The organism is Persicobacter psychrovividus (genome assembly GCF_036492425.1).
GTDB lineage: Bacteria > Bacteroidota > Bacteroidia > Cytophagales > Cyclobacteriaceae > Persicobacter > Persicobacter psychrovividus.
The window spans coordinates 2,366,885-2,388,830 of the sequence record NZ_AP025292.1 but is presented as its reverse complement, the minus strand read 5'-3'; the positions used below and the strand labels follow the sequence as shown (position 1 = coordinate 2,388,830).

General features: G+C 45.6%; 23 protein-coding genes and 3 other RNA genes. 10 read left to right on the top strand and 16 right to left on the bottom strand.

Annotated features, from left to right (window positions below; all coding sequences use genetic code 11):
• Positions 1 to 36 precede the first annotated feature (36 nt).
• Positions 37 to 639 carry a ribonuclease HII gene (locus tag AABK40_RS10230; protein ID WP_338396981.1) on the top strand — a complete coding sequence of 201 codons (603 nt, stop codon included), beginning with the start codon at positions 37 to 39 and terminating at the stop codon, positions 637 to 639.
• A gap of 146 nt (positions 640 to 785) precedes the next feature.
• Positions 786 to 2,591, top strand: a complete 1,806-nt coding sequence (locus tag AABK40_RS10225) for a hypothetical protein (RefSeq protein WP_338396980.1) — start codon at positions 786 to 788, stop codon at positions 2,589 to 2,591.
• A 271-nt stretch (positions 2,592 to 2,862) separates the two neighbouring features.
• Here the strand turns inward: AABK40_RS10225 and AABK40_RS10220 are convergent, their stop codons facing one another.
• The gene (locus AABK40_RS10220) at positions 2,863 to 3,654 is read right to left on the bottom strand and encodes an acyl-[acyl-carrier-protein] thioesterase (protein ID WP_332919896.1); all 792 of its coding nucleotides are present in this window, start codon (positions 3,652 to 3,654) and stop codon (positions 2,863 to 2,865) included.
• Positions 3,655 to 3,853: 199 nt separating this feature from the next.
• Here AABK40_RS10220 and AABK40_RS10215 point away from each other — a divergent pair, with 199 nt between their 5' ends.
• Positions 3,854 to 4,285 carry a hypothetical protein gene (locus tag AABK40_RS10215; RefSeq protein ID WP_332919895.1) on the top strand — a complete coding sequence of 144 codons (432 nt, stop codon included), beginning with the start codon at positions 3,854 to 3,856 and terminating at the stop codon, positions 4,283 to 4,285.
• Positions 4,286 to 4,389: 104 nt separating this feature from the next.
• On the opposite strand, the gene AABK40_RS10210 is transcribed toward AABK40_RS10215, so the two are convergent.
• From AABK40_RS10210 to AABK40_RS10185, 6 genes are all read right to left on the bottom strand, one after another.
• A complete protein-coding gene (locus AABK40_RS10210) occupies positions 4,390 to 5,250 on the bottom strand; it encodes a prephenate dehydrogenase (protein ID WP_332919894.1) in 861 nt (286 codons plus the stop codon).
• Positions 5,251 to 5,287: 37 nt separating this feature from the next.
• Positions 5,288 to 6,451, bottom strand: a complete 1,164-nt coding sequence (locus tag AABK40_RS10205; protein ID WP_332919893.1) for a pyridoxal phosphate-dependent aminotransferase — start codon at positions 6,449 to 6,451, stop codon at positions 5,288 to 5,290.
• 348 nt (positions 6,452 to 6,799) lie between these two features.
• Entirely contained in the window at positions 6,800 to 7,489 is a 690-nt protein-coding gene (locus tag AABK40_RS10200; RefSeq protein WP_338396979.1) for an SDR family NAD(P)-dependent oxidoreductase, read from the bottom strand.
• A gap of 51 nt (positions 7,490 to 7,540) precedes the next feature.
• On the bottom strand, positions 7,541 to 8,161 hold the full coding sequence (locus tag AABK40_RS10195) for a nucleoside phosphorylase (protein ID WP_338396978.1): 621 nt from the start codon (positions 8,159 to 8,161) through the stop codon (positions 7,541 to 7,543).
• A complete protein-coding gene (locus AABK40_RS10190) occupies positions 8,154 to 8,429 on the bottom strand; it encodes a phosphorylase family protein (protein ID WP_338396977.1) in 276 nt (91 codons plus the stop codon). Before AABK40_RS10190 ends, AABK40_RS10195 begins: the two co-directional genes overlap by 8 nt.
• A 147-nt stretch (positions 8,430 to 8,576) precedes the next feature.
• Positions 8,577 to 9,047 (bottom strand): hypothetical protein, encoded by a 471-nt coding sequence (locus AABK40_RS10185; protein WP_338396976.1) that lies wholly within the window; start codon positions 9,045 to 9,047, stop codon positions 8,577 to 8,579.
• Positions 9,048 to 9,272: 225 nt separating this feature from the next.
• On the opposite strand from AABK40_RS10185, the gene ffs (AABK40_RS10180) reads away from it, so the two are divergent.
• The 6 genes from ffs (AABK40_RS10180) to AABK40_RS10155 all read left to right on the top strand — a co-directional run bounded on the left by ffs (AABK40_RS10180) (position 9,273) and on the right by AABK40_RS10155 (position 12,988).
• Positions 9,273 to 9,367, top strand: an RNA gene (ffs, locus tag AABK40_RS10180) — signal recognition particle sRNA small type.
• A gap of 112 nt (positions 9,368 to 9,479) precedes the next feature.
• Positions 9,480 to 9,576, top strand: an RNA gene (gene ffs, locus AABK40_RS10175) — signal recognition particle sRNA small type.
• Between the two features lie 210 nt (positions 9,577 to 9,786).
• Positions 9,787 to 9,883: signal recognition particle sRNA small type (gene ffs / locus AABK40_RS10170), an RNA gene on the top strand.
• Between the two features lie 126 nt (positions 9,884 to 10,009).
• Complete coding sequence (fsa, locus tag AABK40_RS10165; RefSeq protein ID WP_338396975.1) at positions 10,010 to 10,666, top strand: fructose-6-phosphate aldolase; 657 nt, start codon at positions 10,010 to 10,012, stop codon at positions 10,664 to 10,666.
• Positions 10,667 to 10,721: 55 nt separating this feature from the next.
• Positions 10,722 to 12,029 (top strand): cryptochrome/photolyase family protein, encoded by a 1,308-nt coding sequence (locus tag AABK40_RS10160; RefSeq protein WP_338396974.1) that lies wholly within the window; start codon positions 10,722 to 10,724, stop codon positions 12,027 to 12,029.
• Between the two features lie 83 nt (positions 12,030 to 12,112).
• On the top strand, positions 12,113 to 12,988 hold the full coding sequence (locus AABK40_RS10155; protein WP_338396973.1) for a DUF2279 domain-containing protein: 876 nt from the start codon (positions 12,113 to 12,115) through the stop codon (positions 12,986 to 12,988).
• A gap of 25 nt (positions 12,989 to 13,013) precedes the next feature.
• Here the strand turns inward: AABK40_RS10155 and AABK40_RS10150 are convergent, their stop codons facing one another.
• The 6 genes from AABK40_RS10150 to truA all read right to left on the bottom strand — a co-directional run bounded on the left by AABK40_RS10150 (position 13,014) and on the right by truA (position 18,412).
• On the bottom strand, positions 13,014 to 13,727 hold the full coding sequence (locus tag AABK40_RS10150; RefSeq protein WP_332922263.1) for a cell division ATP-binding protein FtsE: 714 nt from the start codon (positions 13,725 to 13,727) through the stop codon (positions 13,014 to 13,016).
• Positions 13,728 to 13,730: 3 nt separating this feature from the next.
• Positions 13,731 to 13,934: a fructose-6-phosphate aldolase gene (locus AABK40_RS10145; RefSeq protein WP_338396972.1), complete on the bottom strand. Its 204-nt coding sequence runs from the start codon at positions 13,932 to 13,934 to the stop codon at positions 13,731 to 13,733.
• Between the two features lie 80 nt (positions 13,935 to 14,014).
• Positions 14,015 to 14,818, bottom strand: a complete 804-nt coding sequence (gene proC / locus AABK40_RS10140; RefSeq protein WP_338396971.1) for a pyrroline-5-carboxylate reductase — start codon at positions 14,816 to 14,818, stop codon at positions 14,015 to 14,017.
• Positions 14,819 to 14,919: 101 nt separating this feature from the next.
• Positions 14,920 to 15,735 (bottom strand): carboxypeptidase-like regulatory domain-containing protein, encoded by an 816-nt coding sequence (locus AABK40_RS10135; RefSeq protein ID WP_332922260.1) that lies wholly within the window; start codon positions 15,733 to 15,735, stop codon positions 14,920 to 14,922.
• A 110-nt stretch (positions 15,736 to 15,845) separates the two neighbouring features.
• The gene (locus AABK40_RS10130; protein ID WP_338396970.1) at positions 15,846 to 17,615 is read right to left on the bottom strand and encodes an ABC transporter ATP-binding protein; all 1,770 of its coding nucleotides are present in this window, start codon (positions 17,613 to 17,615) and stop codon (positions 15,846 to 15,848) included.
• Positions 17,616 to 17,656: 41 nt separating this feature from the next.
• Positions 17,657 to 18,412 (bottom strand): tRNA pseudouridine(38-40) synthase TruA, encoded by a 756-nt coding sequence (gene truA / locus AABK40_RS10125; protein WP_338396969.1) that lies wholly within the window; start codon positions 18,410 to 18,412, stop codon positions 17,657 to 17,659.
• Positions 18,413 to 18,567: 155 nt separating this feature from the next.
• Between truA and AABK40_RS10120 the strand changes: the two genes are divergently transcribed.
• Positions 18,568 to 19,041, top strand: coding sequence for a DUF4293 domain-containing protein (locus AABK40_RS10120; protein WP_332922257.1), 474 nt, complete (start codon positions 18,568 to 18,570; stop codon positions 19,039 to 19,041).
• A 225-nt stretch (positions 19,042 to 19,266) separates the two neighbouring features.
• On the opposite strand, the gene AABK40_RS10115 is transcribed toward AABK40_RS10120, so the two are convergent.
• Genes AABK40_RS10115 through AABK40_RS10105 form a run of 3 tightly spaced genes read right to left on the bottom strand, consistent with a single transcriptional unit; the run spans position 19,267 to position 21,928 of the window.
• Complete coding sequence (locus tag AABK40_RS10115; protein WP_338396968.1) at positions 19,267 to 20,292, bottom strand: L-rhamnose/proton symporter RhaT; 1,026 nt, start codon at positions 20,290 to 20,292, stop codon at positions 19,267 to 19,269.
• 3 nt (positions 20,293 to 20,295) lie between these two features.
• Positions 20,296 to 21,120 (bottom strand): phytanoyl-CoA dioxygenase family protein, encoded by an 825-nt coding sequence (locus tag AABK40_RS10110; protein ID WP_338396967.1) that lies wholly within the window; start codon positions 21,118 to 21,120, stop codon positions 20,296 to 20,298.
• A 10-nt stretch (positions 21,121 to 21,130) separates the two neighbouring features.
• The gene (locus AABK40_RS10105; RefSeq protein WP_338396966.1) at positions 21,131 to 21,928 is read right to left on the bottom strand and encodes a hypothetical protein; all 798 of its coding nucleotides are present in this window, start codon (positions 21,926 to 21,928) and stop codon (positions 21,131 to 21,133) included.
• Positions 21,929 to 21,946 lie beyond the last annotated feature (18 nt).

The following is a 21,946-nucleotide window of genomic DNA, read 5'->3' as shown; positions in this document are numbered from 1 at the left end:
TAGGAAAGATAGAAATTATTCCTTTATTTTTGTTACATGGAAGATACGATAAAATTGGCGGCACAGCGCACACCCGATTTAATTGAGGCGGGTTGCGATGAAGTGGGGAGAGGTTGCCTGGCAGGGCCTGTGGTGGCTGCAGCGGTAATTTTGCCCAAAGATTATGAACTGCCATATTTGAATGACTCAAAAAAACTTACTGCCAAAAGGCGCGATCAGCTTGCTGAAATTATTAAAAGGGATGCCCTTTCGTGGGCAATAGCCGAGGTGGATCATCAAAAAATCGATGAGATCAATATTCTAAATGCCTCCTTTTTGGCCATGCACAAGGCGGTGGATCAGTTAAAAGTACGGCCAGAATTACTGTTGATTGACGGTAATCGCTTTTCACCTTATATGGGGATTATGCATGAGTGCGTGATTAAGGGTGATGGTAAATTTATGTCGATTGCCGCCGCCTCAATTTTAGCGAAAACTTACCGTGATGCGCTGATGATCACTTTGGCGGAGGAATATCCGTTTTATGCCTGGGAGAAAAACGCAGGCTACCCAACCAAAGCGCACAGGGCGGGGATTTTAGAACATGGGCCGAGCCCGCTTCACCGAAGGTCTTTCAAATTATTGGCGGATAAAAAATAACCATGGTCAGGGGTTGGTATGTGATATGGTGCCTATTGGTGTGCTCTTTTATTGACAAAGGGAGTGCTTGTTATGCCCAAATTCGACTGCCAAATGATTCCGTCATTCAGAAGCCTGTTATTCCGCAAAGTATCAAAAGGGAAATTTTGAGGAATGATACCGCCCAGACGAAAGACAACGTCAGGCAGGAAAGATATATCGCCCCTACGAATGTGGTGGATTCTCTGCGAACCCGCAAAATGCTTGATTCGCTGAAGTCCTACAGTGAAAAACGGAAGGTAACCTCTCATTTGTATAAGTTGCTGTTTGTCTCGCAGAGTTCGGGACAACAGAATTACCAGGGAGAGGAGAATGTCAATAGTTTTGTCAATTACGAGGGCAAACCTATTAAATCGATCACTTATCGCAAATTGGAGATTTTTGGGGTAAGTATTTTTGATCGCTCCACCTGGGACAGCGAAGAGGCGCGTCAGTTTATTGGTAACAAACTGACCATCCCCACGCGTACCTTTATCCTCAAGCGCCTGTTGCTTCAGCAGGAAGGCGACGCCCTTGACCCGACACTGCTCGCAGAATCTGAGCGACTTTTGCGTGCCTCGGCCAATGTGCAGGATGCCCGCATTTTGGTCCGGAAGAACAGTGATGGATCAGTGAGCCTTTTGGTGGTAACGCAGGATGTATTTCCGATACGGCCACTTGCCGAGATTGGCAGTTTGCAGTCGGGTAAGCTTGGTCTTGAAGATCGTAACTTTCTGGGCTATGGTCATGAGCTTTCGATGGCAGTGCCCTTTAATTTTCAGGATTCTGTAAATATTGGTTTCAACATTGGATATCAGGCAAAAAATATTTTGGGCTCTTTTGTGGATGCTGAGTTACGCTTTGAGGACGATGCGGTGCGGCTGGAAAAGAGTGCTGAAGTTCGTCGGGAATTCCTGACGCCACGATTGCGATGGGCAGGGGCGGTGTATCATCAGGAGGTGATTCAGAAAGGGCAAGTGATCAATCTGCTCGATACCCTCGAAGGACCTATTCATTTTGTGAATAATGAAGCCTGGGCGGGGCATTCCTTCAATATTCAGGGAGATGATCTTGATGCCATCAGGCTTTACCTGACGGGGCGTTTCGCGGAGCGGCACTTCTTTGAGCGCCCTTTTGTTGCGCCAGACAGTAACCGCATTTTTATTAATGGGCGGGTTTTCCTTGGTGGCCTGAGCTTGAACAAGCAATCTTATTACAAGTCTAATTTGATTCGGGCTTTTGGGCAGACGGAGGATATTCCGGTGGGCTGGAAGCTGTCGTTGTTAGGGGGCTACCAATGGCTGGAATTTGACCAGGGGACACTCTATCAGGCGGAAGCTTCCAAAAGCTGGTATGCACCCCACAAGGGGTACCATTACGCCTCGGTAACCGGTTCCTTGAATACCGATTATCAGGAGGTGAATAATTATGCTTTGGGCGCCAACTATAAATATATTTCCCCTTTGGTACCACTGGGGGGCTTTCATTGGCGAAACTTCTTTGAGGCGAGTTTCTCACAGCTTTTTGGTTATCAGGGTTTGCTGGCACTTGGGCTGGATCGTGAACAGGATGTCCGTGGGCTGAATGTCCCTGGGTTGTTGGGAGACCGAAAGATAGTCTTCAAATATGAGTCGGTCTTTTTTAGCCCTTGGCAGTTGGTCGGCTTCAAGATGGCTTTTTTCAGCTTTGCTGATGTGGCGAATATCCGTGGTGCAACGGATGTCGAAGATCCTCGGGATGTTTACAACAGTGTCGGTGGCGGGATCCGCTTGCGCAATGAAAACCTGATTTTCAATACCATGCAGTTGCGTATTGGGGTGCACATAGATCCTCCTTCGGGAATAGCGCCATTATCGATTGATTTCTCCACCCGAACTATTGTAAACTGGGATAATTTTCAGATCCGTAAGCCGAAGGTTAATTTCTTTGAATAGAGCTGAAGGCAGGGATTAGGGGAATACGGATGAGCAAAGCGGAAGAAGAAGCAATAAATATGGGACAACATGGAGGTTGGGGTATGGACAGTTAAATACCTGGCCAATAATTGTTCTGAAATATGACGGATGGGTTCTGTCCTTCCGATAATCAGCCACCTTTTATCTGATGTTTGATTATGCTGGAAAAACAGAAGTATCCGTCATGAGGTCAGGGAATGGCATCAGCTTCTTAATTGTTGAAAATAAATTGATCGGTAACTCCTTCAGGTTAAGCCTTCGCCGCACTTTTAGATGCATATTCCTTATGGGCAGGTACCCAATGGGTCTCGATCTGGCAAGCATTTTTTCCTTGGTTCTGGTTGGTCAGGCTTGTAAATACACATAGCCCTTCGCCCTCCTGTTCAGTAATGGTGTGCACTTCAACCTTATCTTTGAGTCGTGTTTCTGTAAGATAGTTTGCCGTGATGCTACTAAGTCGGTGGGTTTGCCAAACTTCCTCCGAGAGGCTGTCAATGGCCCATTGTAGGTATTTGGTGTTGTTGACATGGTTATTCAGATCGATTTCACCATAGCGAACACCGAAAACATAAGGTTTTTCTGTACTGACCGCCTTTACCCGTACTGGCGATCGTTCAATACCGTGCTTTTCAGGAAAGGCAGGCATTTTTTCCGCCACAGTACCAATAGTGGTTGGTCGGCGATTGGCATGGTCAATCATTACCCATAAAGAAGTGGCCTTGATAATGCACTCGCCTGAGGCATTGTAAATTTCAAAATCCCGATGGGAGAAAGAACGCTGATAATTTTTCACCCAGGTTTTAAGCTTCAGGCAGTCCCGCCATTTTGGGAGCTCTAAAAAAGTAATTTCTATGCGGCTCAACACCCATAGTTTCCCTTCTTTCAGCATGTCATCAAAGCCAAAGCCACGGTAAATGGCATGATTACTGGCGCCTTCCTGTAAAATATCAGCAATAACAATCGGGCGTACAAAGCCAAAGGGGTCACATTCGTGGGCCTGAATACGATGTGCCTCCTGCCAGATTCCTTCTATCTCTTTCATAATTCAATGCTTATTCAATTTTTTGGTAATCTAACAGTTCGTGGGCTGAATCAAAAGTATGTGAAGGATTTGCATGTCAATATTATTAAAAGGTGATATTTTTTACATCGTAGTAAGAATCCGCTGATTTTTCTTTTTTAGGACTGCCGATTTTATAAAATTGCTTTATCTTTAAACTGGAAACAGGATTAATCTCGATATGGATAAGGAAAAACTAAATGAAGCCTTGATTGCCTTGGCACTGAAGCGCAATGAGCTAACTGCAATGAGCTATTCAGACGACAAGTATGATGACGTTGAAGAGGAATTGCATGACCTTGAAGATGACTTTATTGATGAATATGGTGAGTATTTGGAGGACATCATTGGTGATATCCATGATCAATATTGTCCTGAAAGCGATGTATTGTCACCGATTGCATATGTTGCCCATGAATACACCATTGTTGGAAAAGATGATGACGGCAAGCCGATGTTTGATGTTGGCATGAAAGAAGGTGTGATTGTCGATGTGGAAGAGCTTGAGGACAGAATTTGCCGCTTGGTCGTGATTCCAAACCCATTACGATTCATGATTCAGTCGGGCAAAGTGATGCGTAAAGAAGTTTGGTTCGGAGAGAAAGTCCTTTAATCAGGTACTGACTTAATAATAGCGGAAGAAATCCTTCCCATAAAAAAAGCACTAATTCTTAGGGAGTTAGTGCTTTTTTAATTTTTGCTATGAAGGGGAGTGCGTTAGGATTTAATATCAATACCTTTAAGCACCCGGCGGATGTCATTCACCCGGTTCATCACCTGCGTGCTTTTTTCCATATCTTTATTGTCGATAATTTCTTTGAACGATTTCAGGTGTTCAATATAACTTCCTAGCGCTTCGGAGATATTTTCGGCATTTTGCTCAAAGATCGGCGCCCACATGGCCGGGGAACTTTTGGCCAACCGGACAGTAGAACTGAAACCCGAGCCTGCCATGGCAAAGATGCTCTTCTCGCTTTTTTCCATGTCCAATACCGTCGCTCCAAGGGCGAAAGAACTGATGTGCGAGAGGTGCGAAACATAGGCAATGTGCTTGTCGTGTTCCACCGAATCCATATAAGATACCTGCATGTCAAGGTCCTTGAAAATGCTCTTGATAAACTGGTAGGCGATCGGGTCGCTTTTCTCACGGTCGCAGATAATCATTGTTTTGTTTCGGAACAAGCCCTTAAAAGCAGATTCAGGACCGGAATTTTCGGTACCGGCGATCGGGTGTGTCGCTACATATCGTGCTCTTTTGGGATGATCTTCGGCCGCTTTACAGATGTTTCCTTTGGTAGAGCCAAGGTCAATCACCACACCCATAGGCGAGATCAAATCCAGTACAAACGGTAACTGATACTCAATGATATTCACTGGTGTGGCGATCACGGCGATGGTAGCCTGCGGAACGGCATCTTCCATGGTCATGATCTTGTCGATAATCCCCAGTTCAAGGGCTTTTTGCGAATGCTCAGGGTTTTTATCCACCCCAATAATTTCTACATCGTCAAGGGTGTTGCGTACCCCGAGTGCAAAGGAGCCTCCTAAAAGCCCCAATCCAATAACACATATTTTCATAGCAAAAAAATAGTATAAAGGTGATTTTATTTAACCATTAAATTTTAAAATCCGCAAGGCGGTCAATGACTTCCTGAATTTTGCTTTCAGGCGTACAAAGCGACACCCGGATGTACCGTTGGCCTTTCTCTCCGAAAATAAAGCCAGGGCTTAAAAAGATACTGTAATCATACAGCAGGCGATCGACGAGTTTCTCCACTTCCTGAATTTGGTCGGGGATTTTTGCCCAAAGAAACATGCCCACCTGCTCGTTGTCGTAGGTGCACTGTAGCTTGTCGAGTACCTGCGTCATCAGCTTTTTCCTTTGCGCATAAACCTCATTTTGTGCTTGATGCCACGCCTCGGAATTGCTGAGCGCCGCAGTGGCCGCCTCCTGAAGTGGTCGGAACATACCGGAATCAACATTGCTTTTTACCTTGATGATCTCATTCAAATAGGCCTGATCGCCATTGATCCAGCCAATACGCCAGCCGGCCATATTGTGCGACTTACTCATTGAATTCAACTCAATAGCGACTTCTTTGGCTCCTGCCACCGACAAAATACTGATCGGTTTTTGCTGCGGAAGAATCAATGAATAGGGGTTGTCATGGCAAAGTAAAATCTGATGCTTTTGGGCAAAAGCGACCAACCGCTCAAACAATCCCAAAGAAGCTTGCTTGCCTGTTGGCATGTTGGGGTAATTGACCCACATGATTTTTACTTTCGAAAGGTCCATTTGCTCCAATGCGGCAAAATCAGGCTCCCAGGTAGATTCCACCATTGGGAAATTGACGCTCTTGGCACCGATCATTTCGGTGACCGACCGGTAAGCAGGGTAGCCGAGTTCAGGCACTAAAACCTCATCTCCTGGATTTAAGAAAGCCAAAGAAATGTGTGTAATTCCCTCTTTTGAGCCCATCAGTGGGAGAATTTCGGTGTCCGGCTGCAGGCTTACATCATAAGTGCGTTTATACCAATTGGCCATGGCAGAGCGTAAGGGAGCGATACCGCGATAAGGCTGATAACCGTGTGCATCATTTTGATTGACAGCATTGGTTAATGCTTCTAAAGTGGCACTTGAAGGTCGTTGGTCAGGGTTACCGATACCAATATTGATGACCTCTTTTCCTTGGGCAATAAGTTCGCGAACTTCCTGTAATTTGACAGAAAAATAGTATTCCTTAACACTATTTAGCCGCTCGGCTTTTGGAATAATCATGATGAAATTTTTAAAAAGGGATAATTCGAAAAAAAGTAGATGTAGTGGGGTTGGTCGGCTTATGTTGGATTAAGCCTGATAGCGATAATAGTAATAATATCGGGTGGGAATGATATTTACGCTTACGTTTTTCATAATTTTTTCGAGTGCTACAAACTTAAATCACCTTGACGAAATATCCAATAGCTGTCCGGAAAAAAGCATTTTTATTACATTAATATCCCGATTTGTTTTTCAGCCAAAAAAAGGAGCCCGAAGGCTCCTTGCGATTTTTTTGCGGGTATTTGTGATTTATAATTCGTTAAAAAAAAATGGTGTTTTGTAAAAGGGATCAAAAATAACGTGCGCTTAGCCGAGGGAGGAAATTCCCCCATCGATACCGATAACCTGTCCGGTGATCCATTTGGCAGTAGGCCCGAGTAAATAGGCGCAAAGTGCCGCCAGATCATCGGGGTCACCGATTTGTTGCATGGGGTGGCGGTTGGCGGCCTGCTCTTCTTTGTCCTCCGTATTGATCAGGGATTCTGCCAATGAAGTTTTGACCAGTGAAGGAGCCAATGCATTGACCCTAATTTTTGGAGCCCATTCGGCTGCAAGGGAGCGGGTAAGCCCTTCGATAGCGCCTTTGGCCGCTGCAATGGAGCTGTGGTATTTCATGCCGCGTTGCACAGCAACAGTACTGAAAAGGATGACCGCCGCCTCGGGTGATTTCCTCAGGAGCGGATAATAATGTTGGAGGGTCTTTACTGCTCCTAAAAAGTTAAGTTCAAAATCCTCTTCAAATTGCTGAGGCTTTAAACTCTGAAAAGGCTTCAGATTGATGGAGCCCGGGCAATAGATGATGCCATCCAGGGATTCCAGCTGTGGGAAGGGTGGGTTTTTCTCGGTAATATCAGCCGTAAAGTGATCATAATTCGAGTGGCTGAAAAGGTTTTCGCTACGGCTGATGCCGATAACTTGGTGGCCGTTGGCGGTGAGTTTTTTTGCCGATGCAAGCCCTATACCGCTGCTTGCACCGACAATCAAATATTTGCTCATGATCGTACGTTTAGTGAGTTACTATCGTAAGCGAATATCGAAGAAATTAGTTTAGTTCTTGGTCAGTGCATCGAGCACATATTTTACCAGTCGCTTCATGTGTGGTTTATAATCGCCACCAAACTCCCCGCGCAGCCTGTTGGCAATAATCAGGCATACCGTGGCAGCATGATGGCCAAGCAATGCCGATAAGCCATAAATGGCAGAACATTCCATCTCGTAGTTGGTGATCTTCTGTCCCTCAAATTCAAAAGCACTGATTTTGTCGTTAAGCGCAGGGTCTGCCGTTTTCAGGCGAAGCATGCGCCCCTGTGGTCCGTAAAAACCGGGTGCCGAGATCGTGATCCCCTGTCTTGTAGCATCGCTTTTGAGTTTACTGATCAGCTCCTCAGCGGCAGGCACAACATAAGGCGCTGTAAGTTTGCTGTCCCAGTCGGTGTGTTTTGTGAAAGCATCTTCGAGTTGCAGGTCAGAAACTGCCGCACGGTTCGCATAAAAGTTCAACAGGCCATCAAAGCCCATTCCTTTTTCAGAAAGCAGAAACGAATGCACTGGGAGGTCTTCCTGCAATGCGCCAGAAGTACCGATACGCACGAAATTCAGCTGTTTTTTTTCAGCCTTAATCTCGCGAGTTTTTAGGTCGATATTCGCCAGGGCGTCAAGTTCATTCACTACAATGTCGATTGTCGATGTTATCGGTACCAATACCTGTGGCTACCACCGAAATTCGCTTTCCGTTGTATGTACCCGTTCTGGTAACAAACTCGCGGTTTTTTTTCTCCAGTTCAACATGGTCAAAATAGGAGGAAATCAACTCCACACGGCCGGGGTCACCCACTAAGATAATGGTATCTGCAATGTCTTCGGGCATCAGGTTCAGATGGAAAATGCTGCCATTTTCGTTAATGATCAGTTCTGAAGGGTCTATCTTGTTACTCATAATATCTACTTAATGTACTTTAAAAAAATCAACTATATAAAATCATAGAGGTTAGCTGAAGGGTCAATATTGTCGGTATTTTTCAATAAAAAAAAGCCTCAAAGTAAATTAATATAACTTTGAGGCTTCTTTAATGGGAGCTCAATTTTAGAACATGTACCTGACAGAAAGCCCGACGTCGTTATAGTGGCCACCGCCACCGTCCACGCCAACAATATCGAAAGATGGTTTCCAGTCAATACTGATATTGATCGGAGCTTCGTCGAAGGTGTACTGCAAGCCAATCATTGCCCCAGCACCGAGGGTCAGGCCGCTGTCCATGCGCAGGTGTGCCCCTGCGCCGCCATACCAGGTAAGCCCCGGGATATTGGAGGAGAGCAAGCCGAAATTATACCTGTAAAAACCAGAAAGAATGGCTGCGTTACCATCGAAATTCAGTAACCCCTCGATAGATTGCTGTTCGCCAAGTTTATAGACACCCGTAACGCCCGGTGTAACACTCATCCGAATACCAAGCTCAAGTTTGCCTTCAGTATTTGGTGCGGAAGACTTTGATTGTGCCACTGCCACTGACGACAGGCAGCACACAGAAAAAAGGACGGCAAGAAATTTTTTCATAAAATGGGAATAGGATCAGATTGAAATTGAAGCGTCAAGTTAATCAAAATGCAGCGCCAAAGGCAACAGGTAAGGGCGATTTGTACGGAGTTTTGGTGTTGGGGAGAAAAAAAAATCAAGGGTCAACTGCTTGACCATTCGTGGGTTGAGTGTGCCTTCAGGGCTGCTGAATGGCTTTTTTATGGGCTGAGGTTGCAGAATCCGAACTTTTTCCCCAACTTTGCAGAGCAAGTCAGGACGATCAGCTCCTACTGAACTCCCCCAGGGCCGGAAGGCAGCAAGGGTAAGTGGTTGAGCGATGCGATCTTGGCTTGTCTTTTTTTTGAATTATCCGCGAAGCACTCTAAATGAGGGCTTTTTTTATGCCCAAAAAATTGTTTGAATTTTTTGATGTCATGTTTTGGAAATCGATAATGAGTTCGTATGTTTGTGCCCGCAAGTCAGGACGATCAGCTCCTACTGAACTCCCCCAGGGCCGGAAGGCAGCAAGGGTAAGTGGTTGAGCGATGCGATCTTGGCTTGTCTTTTTTTTGAATTATCCGTGAAGCACTCTAAATGAGGGCTTTTTTTATGCCCAAAATTTCAGGAATAGTACAATTCCCTAAAAGGAGTATCCTTAGCGTTAAAAAATTTTTAAGATTAAGTGGTTGATTGTCAATTGCTCAAAAAAGTAATACGCCGACAAGTTTAAAAAATAGCCCTCAGTGCTTGTAAAGCAATAAAAAAGGCGTACTTTTGTCATGCGATTCGACGAGATCTGCTCCTGTTGAACTCCCCCAGGGCCGGAAGGCAGCAAGGGTAAATAGTTGAGCGATGCTACGTCGGGTCGTTTTTTTATATCAAAAAAGTACAATTCTGATCCATCCCATGGGTCTTTTTTTATGCCCAAAAATTATTCTTTTTTGGGGGATCTTTTCGTTTTATAATTATCAAATATTTCACTCACAGATAATTATAACACGATGAAGTTTTTTATTGATACTGCATTACTTTCAGAAATAGAAGAGGCGGCAAGTCTCGGGATTCTTGATGGGGTAACCACCAACCCTTCACTGATGGCCAAGGTGGGAATTCAGGGGCAGGAAGCCATCTATCAGCATTATAAAAAAATATGCGATTTGGTCGATAATAATGTCAGTGCGGAAGTGATTTCCACCGATTTTGAGGGCATGATGAAAGAGGCCGATGCCCTTGCGGGCATAGATGAAAAGATTGTAGTGAAAATCCCAATGATACCCGATGGCGTGAAGGCAATAAAAAAGCTGTCAGGTATGGGGGCGCGAACCAATTGTACGCTGGTGTTTTCGGCAGGGCAGGCCTTGGTGGCCGCGAAGGCGGGGGCAACCTATGTGTCACCGTTTTTGGGCCGACTTGATGACATTTCCATGGACAGCATGGAGATGCTCGGGCAGATTGTCAATATTTATCAAAATTATAATTTTCAGACTGAAATTCTTGGCGCTTCGGTCCGCCACCCCATGCATGTGATTACAGCTGCGGAAATGGGCGTCGATGTGGTTACTGCTTCACTCAAAACTCTCAAAGCACTGTTTCAGCACCCACTGACAGATGTTGGCCTGGAAAAATTCCTTGCTGATTATCAAAAATCCCAAAAATAACCGCCAGTTTGGGGTACAGTCCGTTGTATTCCTTTGGATATAAAAATTTATAGTTGTGGCGAAAGTAAATATATATTGGATGCGGCGTGATCTTCGTTTTAAGGATAATCACGCACTGTTTGAGGCCCTTGAAGCCGACGAACCTGTTGTTCCACTTTTTATCTTTGATCGGGATATTCTTGATGAACTGCCTGAAGATGATGCGCGGGTAACTTTCATTTATGAACGTCTTGAAGATTTACGCGATAAGATTGACGGGCAGGTGTTCGAGTTTATCTATGATGAACCCTTGAAGGCCTGGGAGCAGGTGATTGAAAAGTACGAGGTCAAGAAGGTATTTGCCAATCATGATTATGAGCCTTATGCTGATGAAAGGGATGAGCAGGTTCGTGATTTGCTTGAAGGACACGATATCGTTTTTGAAACTTTTAAGGATCAGGTGATTTTTGAAAAACTAGAGGTTGCCAAAGATGATGGTACCGCCTATCGGGTGTTTACGCCCTATAAAAAAGTGTGGCTTGCGAAATATAAAAAGGAAGGGGAGCAGCACTTCCTTTCTGAAAATCGGCTGAGCCATATTTTGGAAGGCCAACCGAAATTCAAACTGCCTACCTTGAAGAAAATGGGTTTTTCAGGCTTCAAATATGAGGACATGCCCACCAAGGTGGTGAACAAGCGGACGTTGCAAAATTATGAGGATAAGCGGGATTTCCCGGCCGAGGAAGGCACGACCCGCATTGGGTTACACCTAAGGTTTGGGACGGTCAGTATTCGTGATTTGGTGGCCAAGGCGATGGACGAAAGTGAAGTTTACCTGAGTGAGTTGATCTGGCGGGAATTTTATGCCATGATTCTGGCGAACTTTCCGCATGTGGTCAGTGAGGCCTTTAAGGCAAAATACGATAATGTCCCGTGGCGAAATGACGAAGAGGGTTTTGAGAAATGGTGCAAGGGCGAAACAGGTTACCCGATGGTGGATGCCGGAATGCGACAGCTCAACCAAACGGGGTATATGCACAATCGGGTGAGAATGGTGGTGGCGAGTTTCCTGACCAAGCACCTGCTGATTGACTGGCGATGGGGTGAGGCTTATTTTGCGGAAAAATTACTGGATTACGAATTGGCTTCCAATAATGGGGGCTGGCAATGGGCTGCAGGAACAGGCACCGATGCTCAGCCTTATTTTCGGGTGTTCAATCCAGAAAGTCAATTCAATAAATTTGACCCTGACGAGCATTATGTGAAAAAGTGGGTGCCGGAGTATGGTACCGATGATTATGTGGAACCTATGGTCGAGCATAAATCGGCTCGGCAGCGGGCTATTGATACCTATAAAGAAGCACTGGACAAAGCCGATGGTTGATTTCGCGGTTGAAAAATAAGAGATAATTTGAATATCTTTTTGTAATAGCGTGGGGATGGCTTTTCTTTGAATAAAAAGTAAACATGTCAGCACAATACTGGTGGGTCCCCCTGCTGTTATTTTTTATTTGGGTACTGCTTCAGGTGAGTAAGCGTCAACCGACCACCTGGACCGCAGGGCGTGGCCTGTTGTACTTTGTGATTTGGTATGTACTCATGATCGCGGGGCTTGGCTTGGCGTGGTATGGCCCTCAGGGCGTGTCGAGCTTTCATTTTTTCAATGATCTGGACGAATGGTATGGCATGGATAAGCTTGGCCACTTTTTCACTTGTTTTCAGATGGTGCGCTGGGCTGAGGTCTTGCTGAAAAAGGGCGGATGGGATCGTCAGAAACGGCAGTCGGTGGCTTACCTGTTAGGTTTACTGATTTTATTGCCTGTGGAGGTTTTGGATGGATTTGGCAGAGCGTATGGATTTTCTGTTTATGATTTGCTGGCCAATGCTGCAGGTGCCTCCTTTGCCTATTTGCAGCTTCGCTTTTGGGGTAAAGTGAAAATGTTTCCCCGTTTCAGCTTCTTTCCTTCTGCCTGGGCGGAACACCGTCCGCAGTTGCTGGGGCAGCATTTGGGGGAGCAGGTACTGAAGGATTATAATGGGCAGGTTTATTGGATGAGTTACCCGGTACGGTATTTTATCAACCGTAAAAGTGTCCCTTCCTGGCTGATGTGCTCTATCGGGTATCAGGTGGAGGGGATGGTTTATGGCAGGGTACACCAAAACCTTGAGGCGGGCTACAAGCCTTACAACAGTTTGCTTTTTAGCTTTGATATTGATTATGCACAGCTGCCTTTGCGCAGGCTCCAGAGGGTGAAATTAGTTTTGGAACTATTCAAATTACCGATGCCCACCCTCGAAGTTCGCGAAAATGGGCATTGGCAATTGTACTGGGTTTATTTTTAAACACGCTCTTACGGTTTTCTGAATTTTAAAAGATGGTTACCAGCTTAATCTCCTGTTCATTGGAGTCAATAATTTCACCATTTTCAAGTTTCAGGACCCGCTGCGGATGCTGATTGATCATCGAATAATCGTGCGTCGCCATCAGGATGGCCGTTCCTTGTCGATTAATTTTGTCGAGAATCTGATAGATGTCCTCCGTAACTTCAGGGTCAAGGTTTCCCGTGGGTTCATCGGCAATCAGGATCCTTGGTTCATTCAGCAAGGCACGGGCAATCACCACCCTTTGCTGTTCTCCCCCAGAAAGCTGATGGGGCATTTTTTTTGACTGTCCAGCAAGCCCAACGAGCATCAGCACCTCTGAAATGCGCGATTTCATTTTACTGCGGTCGGTCCAGCCTGTGGCTTTAAGGACAAACTCCAGGTTTTCATTGACCGAACGGTCTTTAAAAAGCTGAAAATCCTGAAAGACAATGCCGAGCTTACGGCGCAACATCGGGACATTTTTTTGCTTAAGTTCGACGAGGTTGAAATCGGCTACTGAGGCACTGCCGGCATCCAGGGTCAGGTCGGCATATAGGGTTCGCAGCAGGGAAGATTTTCCGCTGCCTGTGCGTCCTACCAAGTAAACAAATTCACCTTTCTGAATGTCGAAGGAGCAATTTTTCAGCAATTGTCGCCCTTCAATACTGATTTCAATATTGCGGACTGAAACAACGGGGTCAGTGGAAAAAGGGGCCATCAGTTACAGATTTAAAGGGTGTAATTTACCAAAAGGCAAGGCTTCAATAATGGCCTTCAGGGCTTCTTCTTGCCCTTCGAGGCCATATTTTTCCAGCTTTTTCAGTGGGCGGTCAGCACGAAAATAAGCGACCAACACAAAGTTGTCGTCCCTTAACTGAATATAATCGGGGATTTTTGCTTTCCCCTTTACTTTAATAATATACATAGTGATCCTTGTTCTCTCTGCAATATAGAAAAAAGCATTGCTTTTGTTGAATATGTGCTTCAAAAACCGACCATAGTTGCTTATTCCGTCGGGATCTTATCAATTTTTTGGTAGGAGGTTTTTACCCCTTTGATTAAAGCAGAGCTGAAGCCACGGTGCTCCATTTCATTAAGACCCGCAATTGTACAGCCCATTGGGGTGGTTACTTTGTCGATTTCCCTTTCAGGATGCTGCCCGTTTTCTATCAGTAGGGAGGCTGCTCCTTTTACCGTCTGGGCGGCAATCAGCTGGGCAGTTTCTGCTGGGAAGCCAATCTCGATCCCTCCTTGCGAGGCCGCACGGATAAAGCGCAGGGCATAGGCAATACCACAAGCACCAAGCACGGTCGCGGCATTCATAAGCTCTTCATTAATGATGATGGCCTTGCCCACCTGCTCAAACAGGTCGACAACTGCTTGCTGAAGGGTTGCCGAAGGGGTATCTGTTGCGATACAGGTCATACTTTCCTGAATGGCGATGGCGGTATTGGGCATGGCACGGAATACAGCAGGTGCTTCGCCGACGGTGTTTCTGATCTGTTGAATATCTACGCCTGTCGCCACGGAAATCACGACAGAATCAGCCGTAATGGCTTCGTTGATTTCTCTGAGCACCTTGTTGATCAAATGGGGCTTTACCGCAAGGATGATCCATTGTGCCTGTCGGCAGGCATGAAGGTTGTCGGCAAGGACATTGACCTTTTTTTCGGCCAGGTCTGCCAGCTTATTGGTTTGGCGGCGGGTAATGTATAGGTTTTCCGGTGCAATGAAAGACTCGTTGATGAGTCCGTAGGCAATGGCACTTCCGAGGTTTCCCCCACCGATGATGGCAATTTTTTGGTTCATGTCAGGTTTGTTGGTCTTGTTTGTTGAAATTTAAGGTTAATTCTTTACAAATCAACATCTCAATCAGGTCAGATCACAAAGCCTGTAGCCATTGTTATTATTTATAGGTCTTTAATCAGCTGGTAGCGTTCATAAAACTCCATAATATCGAGGGTCAGCTGGTTGCGGTCAGCATATAGGACAAACTCCATGGAAGGGGTGTAGAATTTCAGGAAATTGACGGCCTCTTCTTTCGAGATGTTCAGCAGCCTGCTGATTCTCTCGGGGCTCAGGCGCCGTTGATAATAAGCAATTTGCCGTGCTTCCTCGTTCTCGTTACGCAGGATTTCCACCATCTTCCGTCTTTGTTTTCCTTCTTTACTGAACGCATCGTAAAGGGCAGAAATTGGGCTGCCAACTGCCCGCATACCTTTCTGGAATCCTGTGAGGTCTTTGGGCTCAGGGTAGGTGCCGTCGGCATTCTGACCAAGCCCGGGAATATAGTAGGGTTTCAGTTCTTTTTTTATCAGCGGGTGGTTTTCATCAATGCCGTAAACATCCACATTTTTCAGTCTGATGGCTGTTTCCTTAAGAAAAATCAGGTTGGGCATGTCGAGCTGGCTGCTATCTTTGAAGCAGTAGGAACTGTAAGCGTAGCCCATAGAGCTGAAAATGAGGGTGTCTGAGGGGTGTATTTTTACGGCGAAGGCACCGCTTTCATTGGTGGTGGTTCCGCGTACTTTTCCCTGGAGTACAATTTGAGCGAAAGGGATTGGTGCGCGGGTGGAGTCGTCCATGACAATACCACGGATAATGATTTTCTCCGGCAGCTGTGGGGCATCTTGTCCGAAACAAAAAATGGGCAGACTGCATATCAGCAGTAATAAGAGGGTTGAGGCTTTCAATATTACTTTTTTACCGTCGAATAATTCACTCATATAAATTAAATGGAATATTTGGCCACAAGCAAAGTCGGGGGGTGTATTTCACCTTTTTTAACGTAAAAAAGGAACCCGAGGGGTTCCTTTTATGATCTTTGGGGCTTTGGTTAGGCTTGCTTGAGGCTTTTGAACTGCATCTTGTGCAATCGGGCATAAAAGCCTTTGGCGTCGAGCAGTTGCTGGTGATCTCCCTGTTCCACAATCCTGCCCTTGTCCAGGACAATGATTTTTTCAGCATGTTGAATGGTTGACAGTCGATGGGCAATCACGATTGCTGTGCGGCCTTTCATGAGTCGCTCAATAGCGGTTTGAATCATTTCCTCCGTCTCTGAATCTACGGAAGAGGTGGCCTCATCGAGCACAATGATTCGGGGCTGATAGACGATCGCGCGCACAAAGGAGATCAGTTGGCGTTGCCCCACCGAGAGGGTTGAGCCTCGCTCCATTACGTTGTAATCAAAGCCACCGGGCAGTTTTTCGATAAAGTCCAAAGCGCCTACCAATTCTGCGGCTTTTCGGATTTGTTCATCAGTGATGCTGTTGTCGCCGAGGCGGATATTTTCGCGGATGGTATCTGAAAACAGAAAAACATCCTGCAGCACAACGCCAATATTTTTCCGGAGGTAAGGGAGGTCAAAATCTTTTACCGCATGACCATCAATGGTAATGCTCCCTTGCTGAATGTCGTAAAAACGGTTCAACAGATTAATAATGGATGATTTCCCCGCTCCCGTAGCACCTACCAAAGCGAGGGTGTGTCCTTCCTTGACATCAAAAGAAATGTCTTTGAGGACAAAGTTTTTATCATCGTAAGCAAACCAGACTTTATCAAACTTCACATCCCCATTGATTTTTGCAGGTTTTAAATTACCCTGATCAGGAATTTGTTCCTCGCTATCGAGTAGCAGGAAGATTCGTGAAGCGGAAACGACTCCCATCTGAAGCGTGTTGAAGCGGTCGGCGATCATGCGTATCGGACGGAAAAACATCTGAATATACATGATGAAGGCGATGAGTATCCCTGGCGTAATGCTGTTGTCGGAAAGGAGCTGCTGTGCGCCATACCAAACCAGCAGGCCGATGGAACCTGCGGAAATAATTTCAGCGACAGGGTAATAAATGGAGTAATACAACACCGACTTAAGATTGGCCTCACGGTGCTTTTTATTGATTTCCTCAAATTTTTCATACTCCCGATCTTCGCTGTTGAAAATCTGTACAATGGCCATGCCCGTGATATGTTCCTGCACAAAAGAGTTTAGGGAAGATACCGCATTACGGACTTCATTGAAGGCATATTTAATTTTCTCTTTGAAGATGTAAGTGGAGAACAGCAGAATGGGAAGGGTTGAAAGACTCACCAGTGTCAGTCGCCAATCGGTATAAAACATGATGGCAGTAATGACAAACAGTTGTAGCACGTCGCCGACGATGGCCGCTACTCCCTGACTGAATACCTCGGCAAGGGTTTCGATATCTGACACCGTTCTGGTTACCAGCCGCCCGATGGGGGTATTGTCGAAAAAGCGCAACTGCAAGCCCAGCAGGTGGTCATAGAGTTCATCGCGGATATCTTTAATGGTGTTTTGCCCCAGCCAGCCCGAAATATAGGTATGCAAATAGGTAACGATGCCTTGCAGAACCAACAGACCGATCAGCAGGATGGTCATGTTCAGCAAGCCCGGGAAATTCCCATTAGCTACGTGCTCATCAATAGCGATGTGGATTAAATAAGGGCGTATTGGCCCTAAAATCGCCACACCGACCGTTAGGACAAGCAATAGAATGAATCGTTTCCAGTAAGGTTTGACAAATTTGAATAATCGCCGTAAAACAACGGAGTCGAATACTTTGCCACTGATTTTTTCTTCTTTCACAAATTTTCTTTTTTAGACTGCCTTGGATAGCAAATGCCTAATTACGCATTTTCTTTTATAAACGGGTAAAGGACTTTTGATAAATATAAACCATCAGAAGGAACGGAACGCCCGGCAACGCTTCGGTTTTTGCTGTCGATGACCTCAAGCACCTGTTGTGGAGTCATGCGCTCGCGGCCCACTTCAAGCAGTGTGCCCACTATGGCACGAACCATATTTCTAAGGAATCGGTTGGCGGTAATGTGAAATATCAGATGATCTTTATCCCTGAGTTCCCATTGTGCATGAAATATTTCACAAAAATAATTATTGACATCCGTTTTTACTTTGGAGAAGCACTGAAAATCTTTCCTGCCCAAAAGGAGTTTTGCGGCCTCATTCATTCGTTCCACATTCACAGGCTCCTTATGAAAATAACTCAGTTCCTGAAGAAAGGGGTCCCGACTCAGGTGGAGGTGGTATTCATAGCTTCGTGTGGTGGCATCGAAGCGGGCATGTGTCTGATCATCGACAGGGAACATCCGCATAATGCTGATATCAAAGGGTAACAGGGCATTGAATTTATATACATATTTTTCGCAATCCAGCGCTTCAGCGACATCAAAATGTGCGAATGTTTGTTTGGCGTGCACGCCGGTATCTGTTCGGCCACTGCCCAGAATTTCAATGGGCGTTCTCAGTATTGTGCTCAACGCTTTTTCTAAAACCCCCTGAATAGTGGGTACTGTCTGGTTTTTTTGGCTCTGCCAGCCATGGTAATTTGTGCCTTTATAGGCGATCTCGATAAAGTATCGCAAAATGTTCTGTGTTTTTTCAGTGTAAAGCTAATACATGTATATCAAACTTTTCAACTCTTTGGCCTGATTTGAAATATTTCTTTAAGCACAAAAAAGTATTTTTGCCCTAAATAGAATTTCGTAAGTTTGCCAAATAAGAGAAACTATTAATTATTATGATACAAAGAATTCAAACCGTTTTTTTGTTTTTGGTGTCTGCCCTTTTGGTAGCTGCCTGTTTTTTTCCGGTGTGGGCTTTTGATGCCGCAGGTGGAGAAGTTCATCAGTTGTTCCTTTTAGGATACAATCATATTTCAGCAAGTGGTGAAATAGTGAAAGAAGCCATGCCTTATGCGGCCTTGGGGATGCTTGCTTTTGCAGCAGCAACCATTTCTTTGATCTCTATTTTCCAGTTCAAGAATCGTATGAAGCAATTAAAGCTTGGCTATATCAACGCATTTTTGATGATTGGTATTATGGCCGGTAGTCTTTATCTGGTAAAATACAACCTGGTAGAATTGGCAGGAGGAAAAGGAAACTACTCTGTAGGCTTCTTTTTGGTCGTCGGTGCAATTGTTGCCAATATGGTGGCCGGTAAGTTCATCCGTAAAGATGAAGAGCTTGTTCGCTCAATGGACCGTATGAGATAAGGGGTTGATGATACTCAAAAAGGGCTAACACGAATATTGTGTTAGCCCTTTTTTTTGCCTGTCGCCAAATTAATACCGCATCTCCCGATTTTGTAAATCGGTTTTTTTGCTCAAGGAACCCTATTGGACTGGGTGCTTTATTCAAGGGAGAGGCATTGAACCAAAAGAATGTATATTGAAAGTAATCTGTGAACAAAATATCACACTACATGAAGGTTGGTGGTATTAATGCGTCTGCCCGCCCCAGGCAATAATGACCGTTGCCGTAATGAGGAGAAGCAGGCCTGAAATCAGCCACCTTTTGGTGCTTTTCGCCACGCCCGCCCATTCTTTAAAATATAGTCCCCACAGGTTGCCAAACAAGATAATAAAGGACATATGGACGGTCCAGCTGGCGAAGTGGAAGCGTTCCTCAAGGAAGGAGGAGCCCATGCCGTAAAACATAAACTGCAAATACCATATTGATCCGCCCAGGGAAGCGAGGAGATAATTTTTTCGGGTTGTAGGGATTTTTTTGAAATATTCGCGGCTGGTTTTATTTCTGAAATTGTAATACAGACACAGCAGGGCGTTGCTTAGCAAGCCGCCAAGCAGGAGCACAATCAATACCGCATTGTTTTGCCACAGTGGGGCAGTGCCCAATGCCTGCGCTTCAGCGGCAATAGGCTGGCCGGCAGCGAGTCCGTAGGCGAAACAAGCGCCAATCGGGCCAGAAAGAAAGGTAATCACAATGCCTTTCATGGATTTAAAGCCTTCTCCTGTGGTATTGCGCTGGCTTCGGTCTCGCAGGTGTCCGGCATAGCCTGCCATGCCAATGCCCAATAGGCAGATCATTACCCCAAAAAGAGTTAGCTGTCCGGAGGTGCTTTGCAACAGGCTTGGCATACTTCCATCGACCAGTGGAGGAATAAGGGTGCCAAAGGCCGCGCCACTTCCGAGGGAAACTGTCATGCCCAGCGAAACGCCGAGGTAACGCATGGTCAAATTGAAAATCGGGCCACCTGCCCCCCAGATAAATCCAAAAAGGAAAGTCATGGCGATGGCCTGATCTGGCGCAAGGGAAAGGCTTTGGGTAAGTCCACTGACGGTAACGCCTGCTACTGCCAACGGAACGATGAGCCAGGCGAATAGGCCCATGACCAGCCAGGAGCTTTCCCATGACCAGGTTTCAATCTTTTTAATGGGTGCGTAAAAGCTTCCGGCACATAATCCCCCGACGGCGTGTAAGAATATTCCAATAAATGAACTCATGGGTTAGGATTCAGGAGTGGAAACTAAATTTTTTGACCACAGTAAAGGGTTTTGCTGATCGTCCTGGAGCGTTTGTCCAACTTGCAGGGCATTGTGCTGCGCTTCGGAGAGTATATTTTTTTTGCCATTGAATATGGCTCCATCAGGCATATAGGCGCAGGTCATGGCACGGCGTGCAAAAGGAGTCATGTTGGCGTTGGCGCCATGTACCACCAAGCCATTATGAAAGGAACAACTGCCGGCTTTCATATTGGCAGGAACGGCAGGAGTGTTTTTCAGCTCGGGGAAGGTGATGAAAAATTCATCCATATTGGCCGAGAATCCAGCTTCCTGGTAGGTCGTTTTCTTGTGGGAACCTGGCAGGAAATACAGACAGCCATTTTGCAGGGTCGCATCATCGAGGGCGATCCAGATAGTAATGGCCTGCGGGTGGTGGAACGACCAATAGGGATTGTCGGTGTGCAGGGTGCTGGGGTTGCCCCAGGGTTGTTTGAACAAAGCCTGATCATGCCATATCCGAATGCCGTCCACTTGGGCGAGCTGCGCTGCCATTTTTCCAAGTTGTTCGTCGAGCATCAATTTTTTGACACCCTCATGATCTTGCCACAGGTTGATCAGCTGGTCAAATACTTTATTTACAAAAGTTCGATCAGCACCTTCTGTAACTTCATTTCTGTCGGGTAATGCCCGTCCTTTTCGCAAAGCAACAGCTTCATCTACCTGTTGGCGCCAATGGTCAAGCTCATCAGAAGTTAAAAAGTCATCGATAACGACAAACCCATTTTCTTGGTAAAATTCGGTTTGTGCTGCGGTGATGTTTGTGTTCATAAAAGTATATTTATTGGGTGTTAAAAATAGATTTCAGGTGAATCGCTTCTTCCCAGCGGTCGACGGCATCTTCTCCTGTTGGTGTTGCGGGAGCGTAGCCTAACTGGTGACTCAGCAGTTCGATGACAATGGGAATTTTATGATCGGGATTCAGGCGGAGCACCTGATTCCAAAGCTGTAAAAAATGGTTTTTATCTTCGGTGAAAATGTTTTTGAGAGGAGGTTGTATCATACCTGGGGAGCTCATTCGGGCATGGATCATTCGGGTATTTTGGAGGATGGGCAAAATGGCATTGAACTTTTTCTGAAAGTGATCGGCCATGAGGGTGCTGATGTACCAATGGCTGAAGTCCCCTGTGAAGCGAAGGGCGGGGAATTGTCTCAGAAGGGCAAGGCAGCGGCAGGGGTCTTGCGTAACTGTTCCTCGATGCGTTTCAATATAAATGGGGATAGTAGTTTGAATATCCTGAATAGCATTGAGCCATTGCACTATTTGTTGGTCTTCTTCCGTTCCTATCCCTAAATGAATATTTACTGATGTAGGCACTTTGCTTAAGGCCTGTTGCAGGTCGTGTATCCCTTGAGAAAGATCGAGAAAGCTTATGGTAATACTGAACTGAAGCTGTTCCTTTTGCAGAAGGGGATAATTCAGCTCGCTGAAAACCCCTGAAACGCCATTAAATCCTGCTTTTTTAATGAATGCATAGTGTTCCTGTGCAGGGATACGGTTGGGGGTGGCAGTGCTGATTAAGTCAGACAGGTTACCCATACTGATCCACCATTCAAAATTATTACTGACTTCTGTCATTTACTTTCCTGATAATTA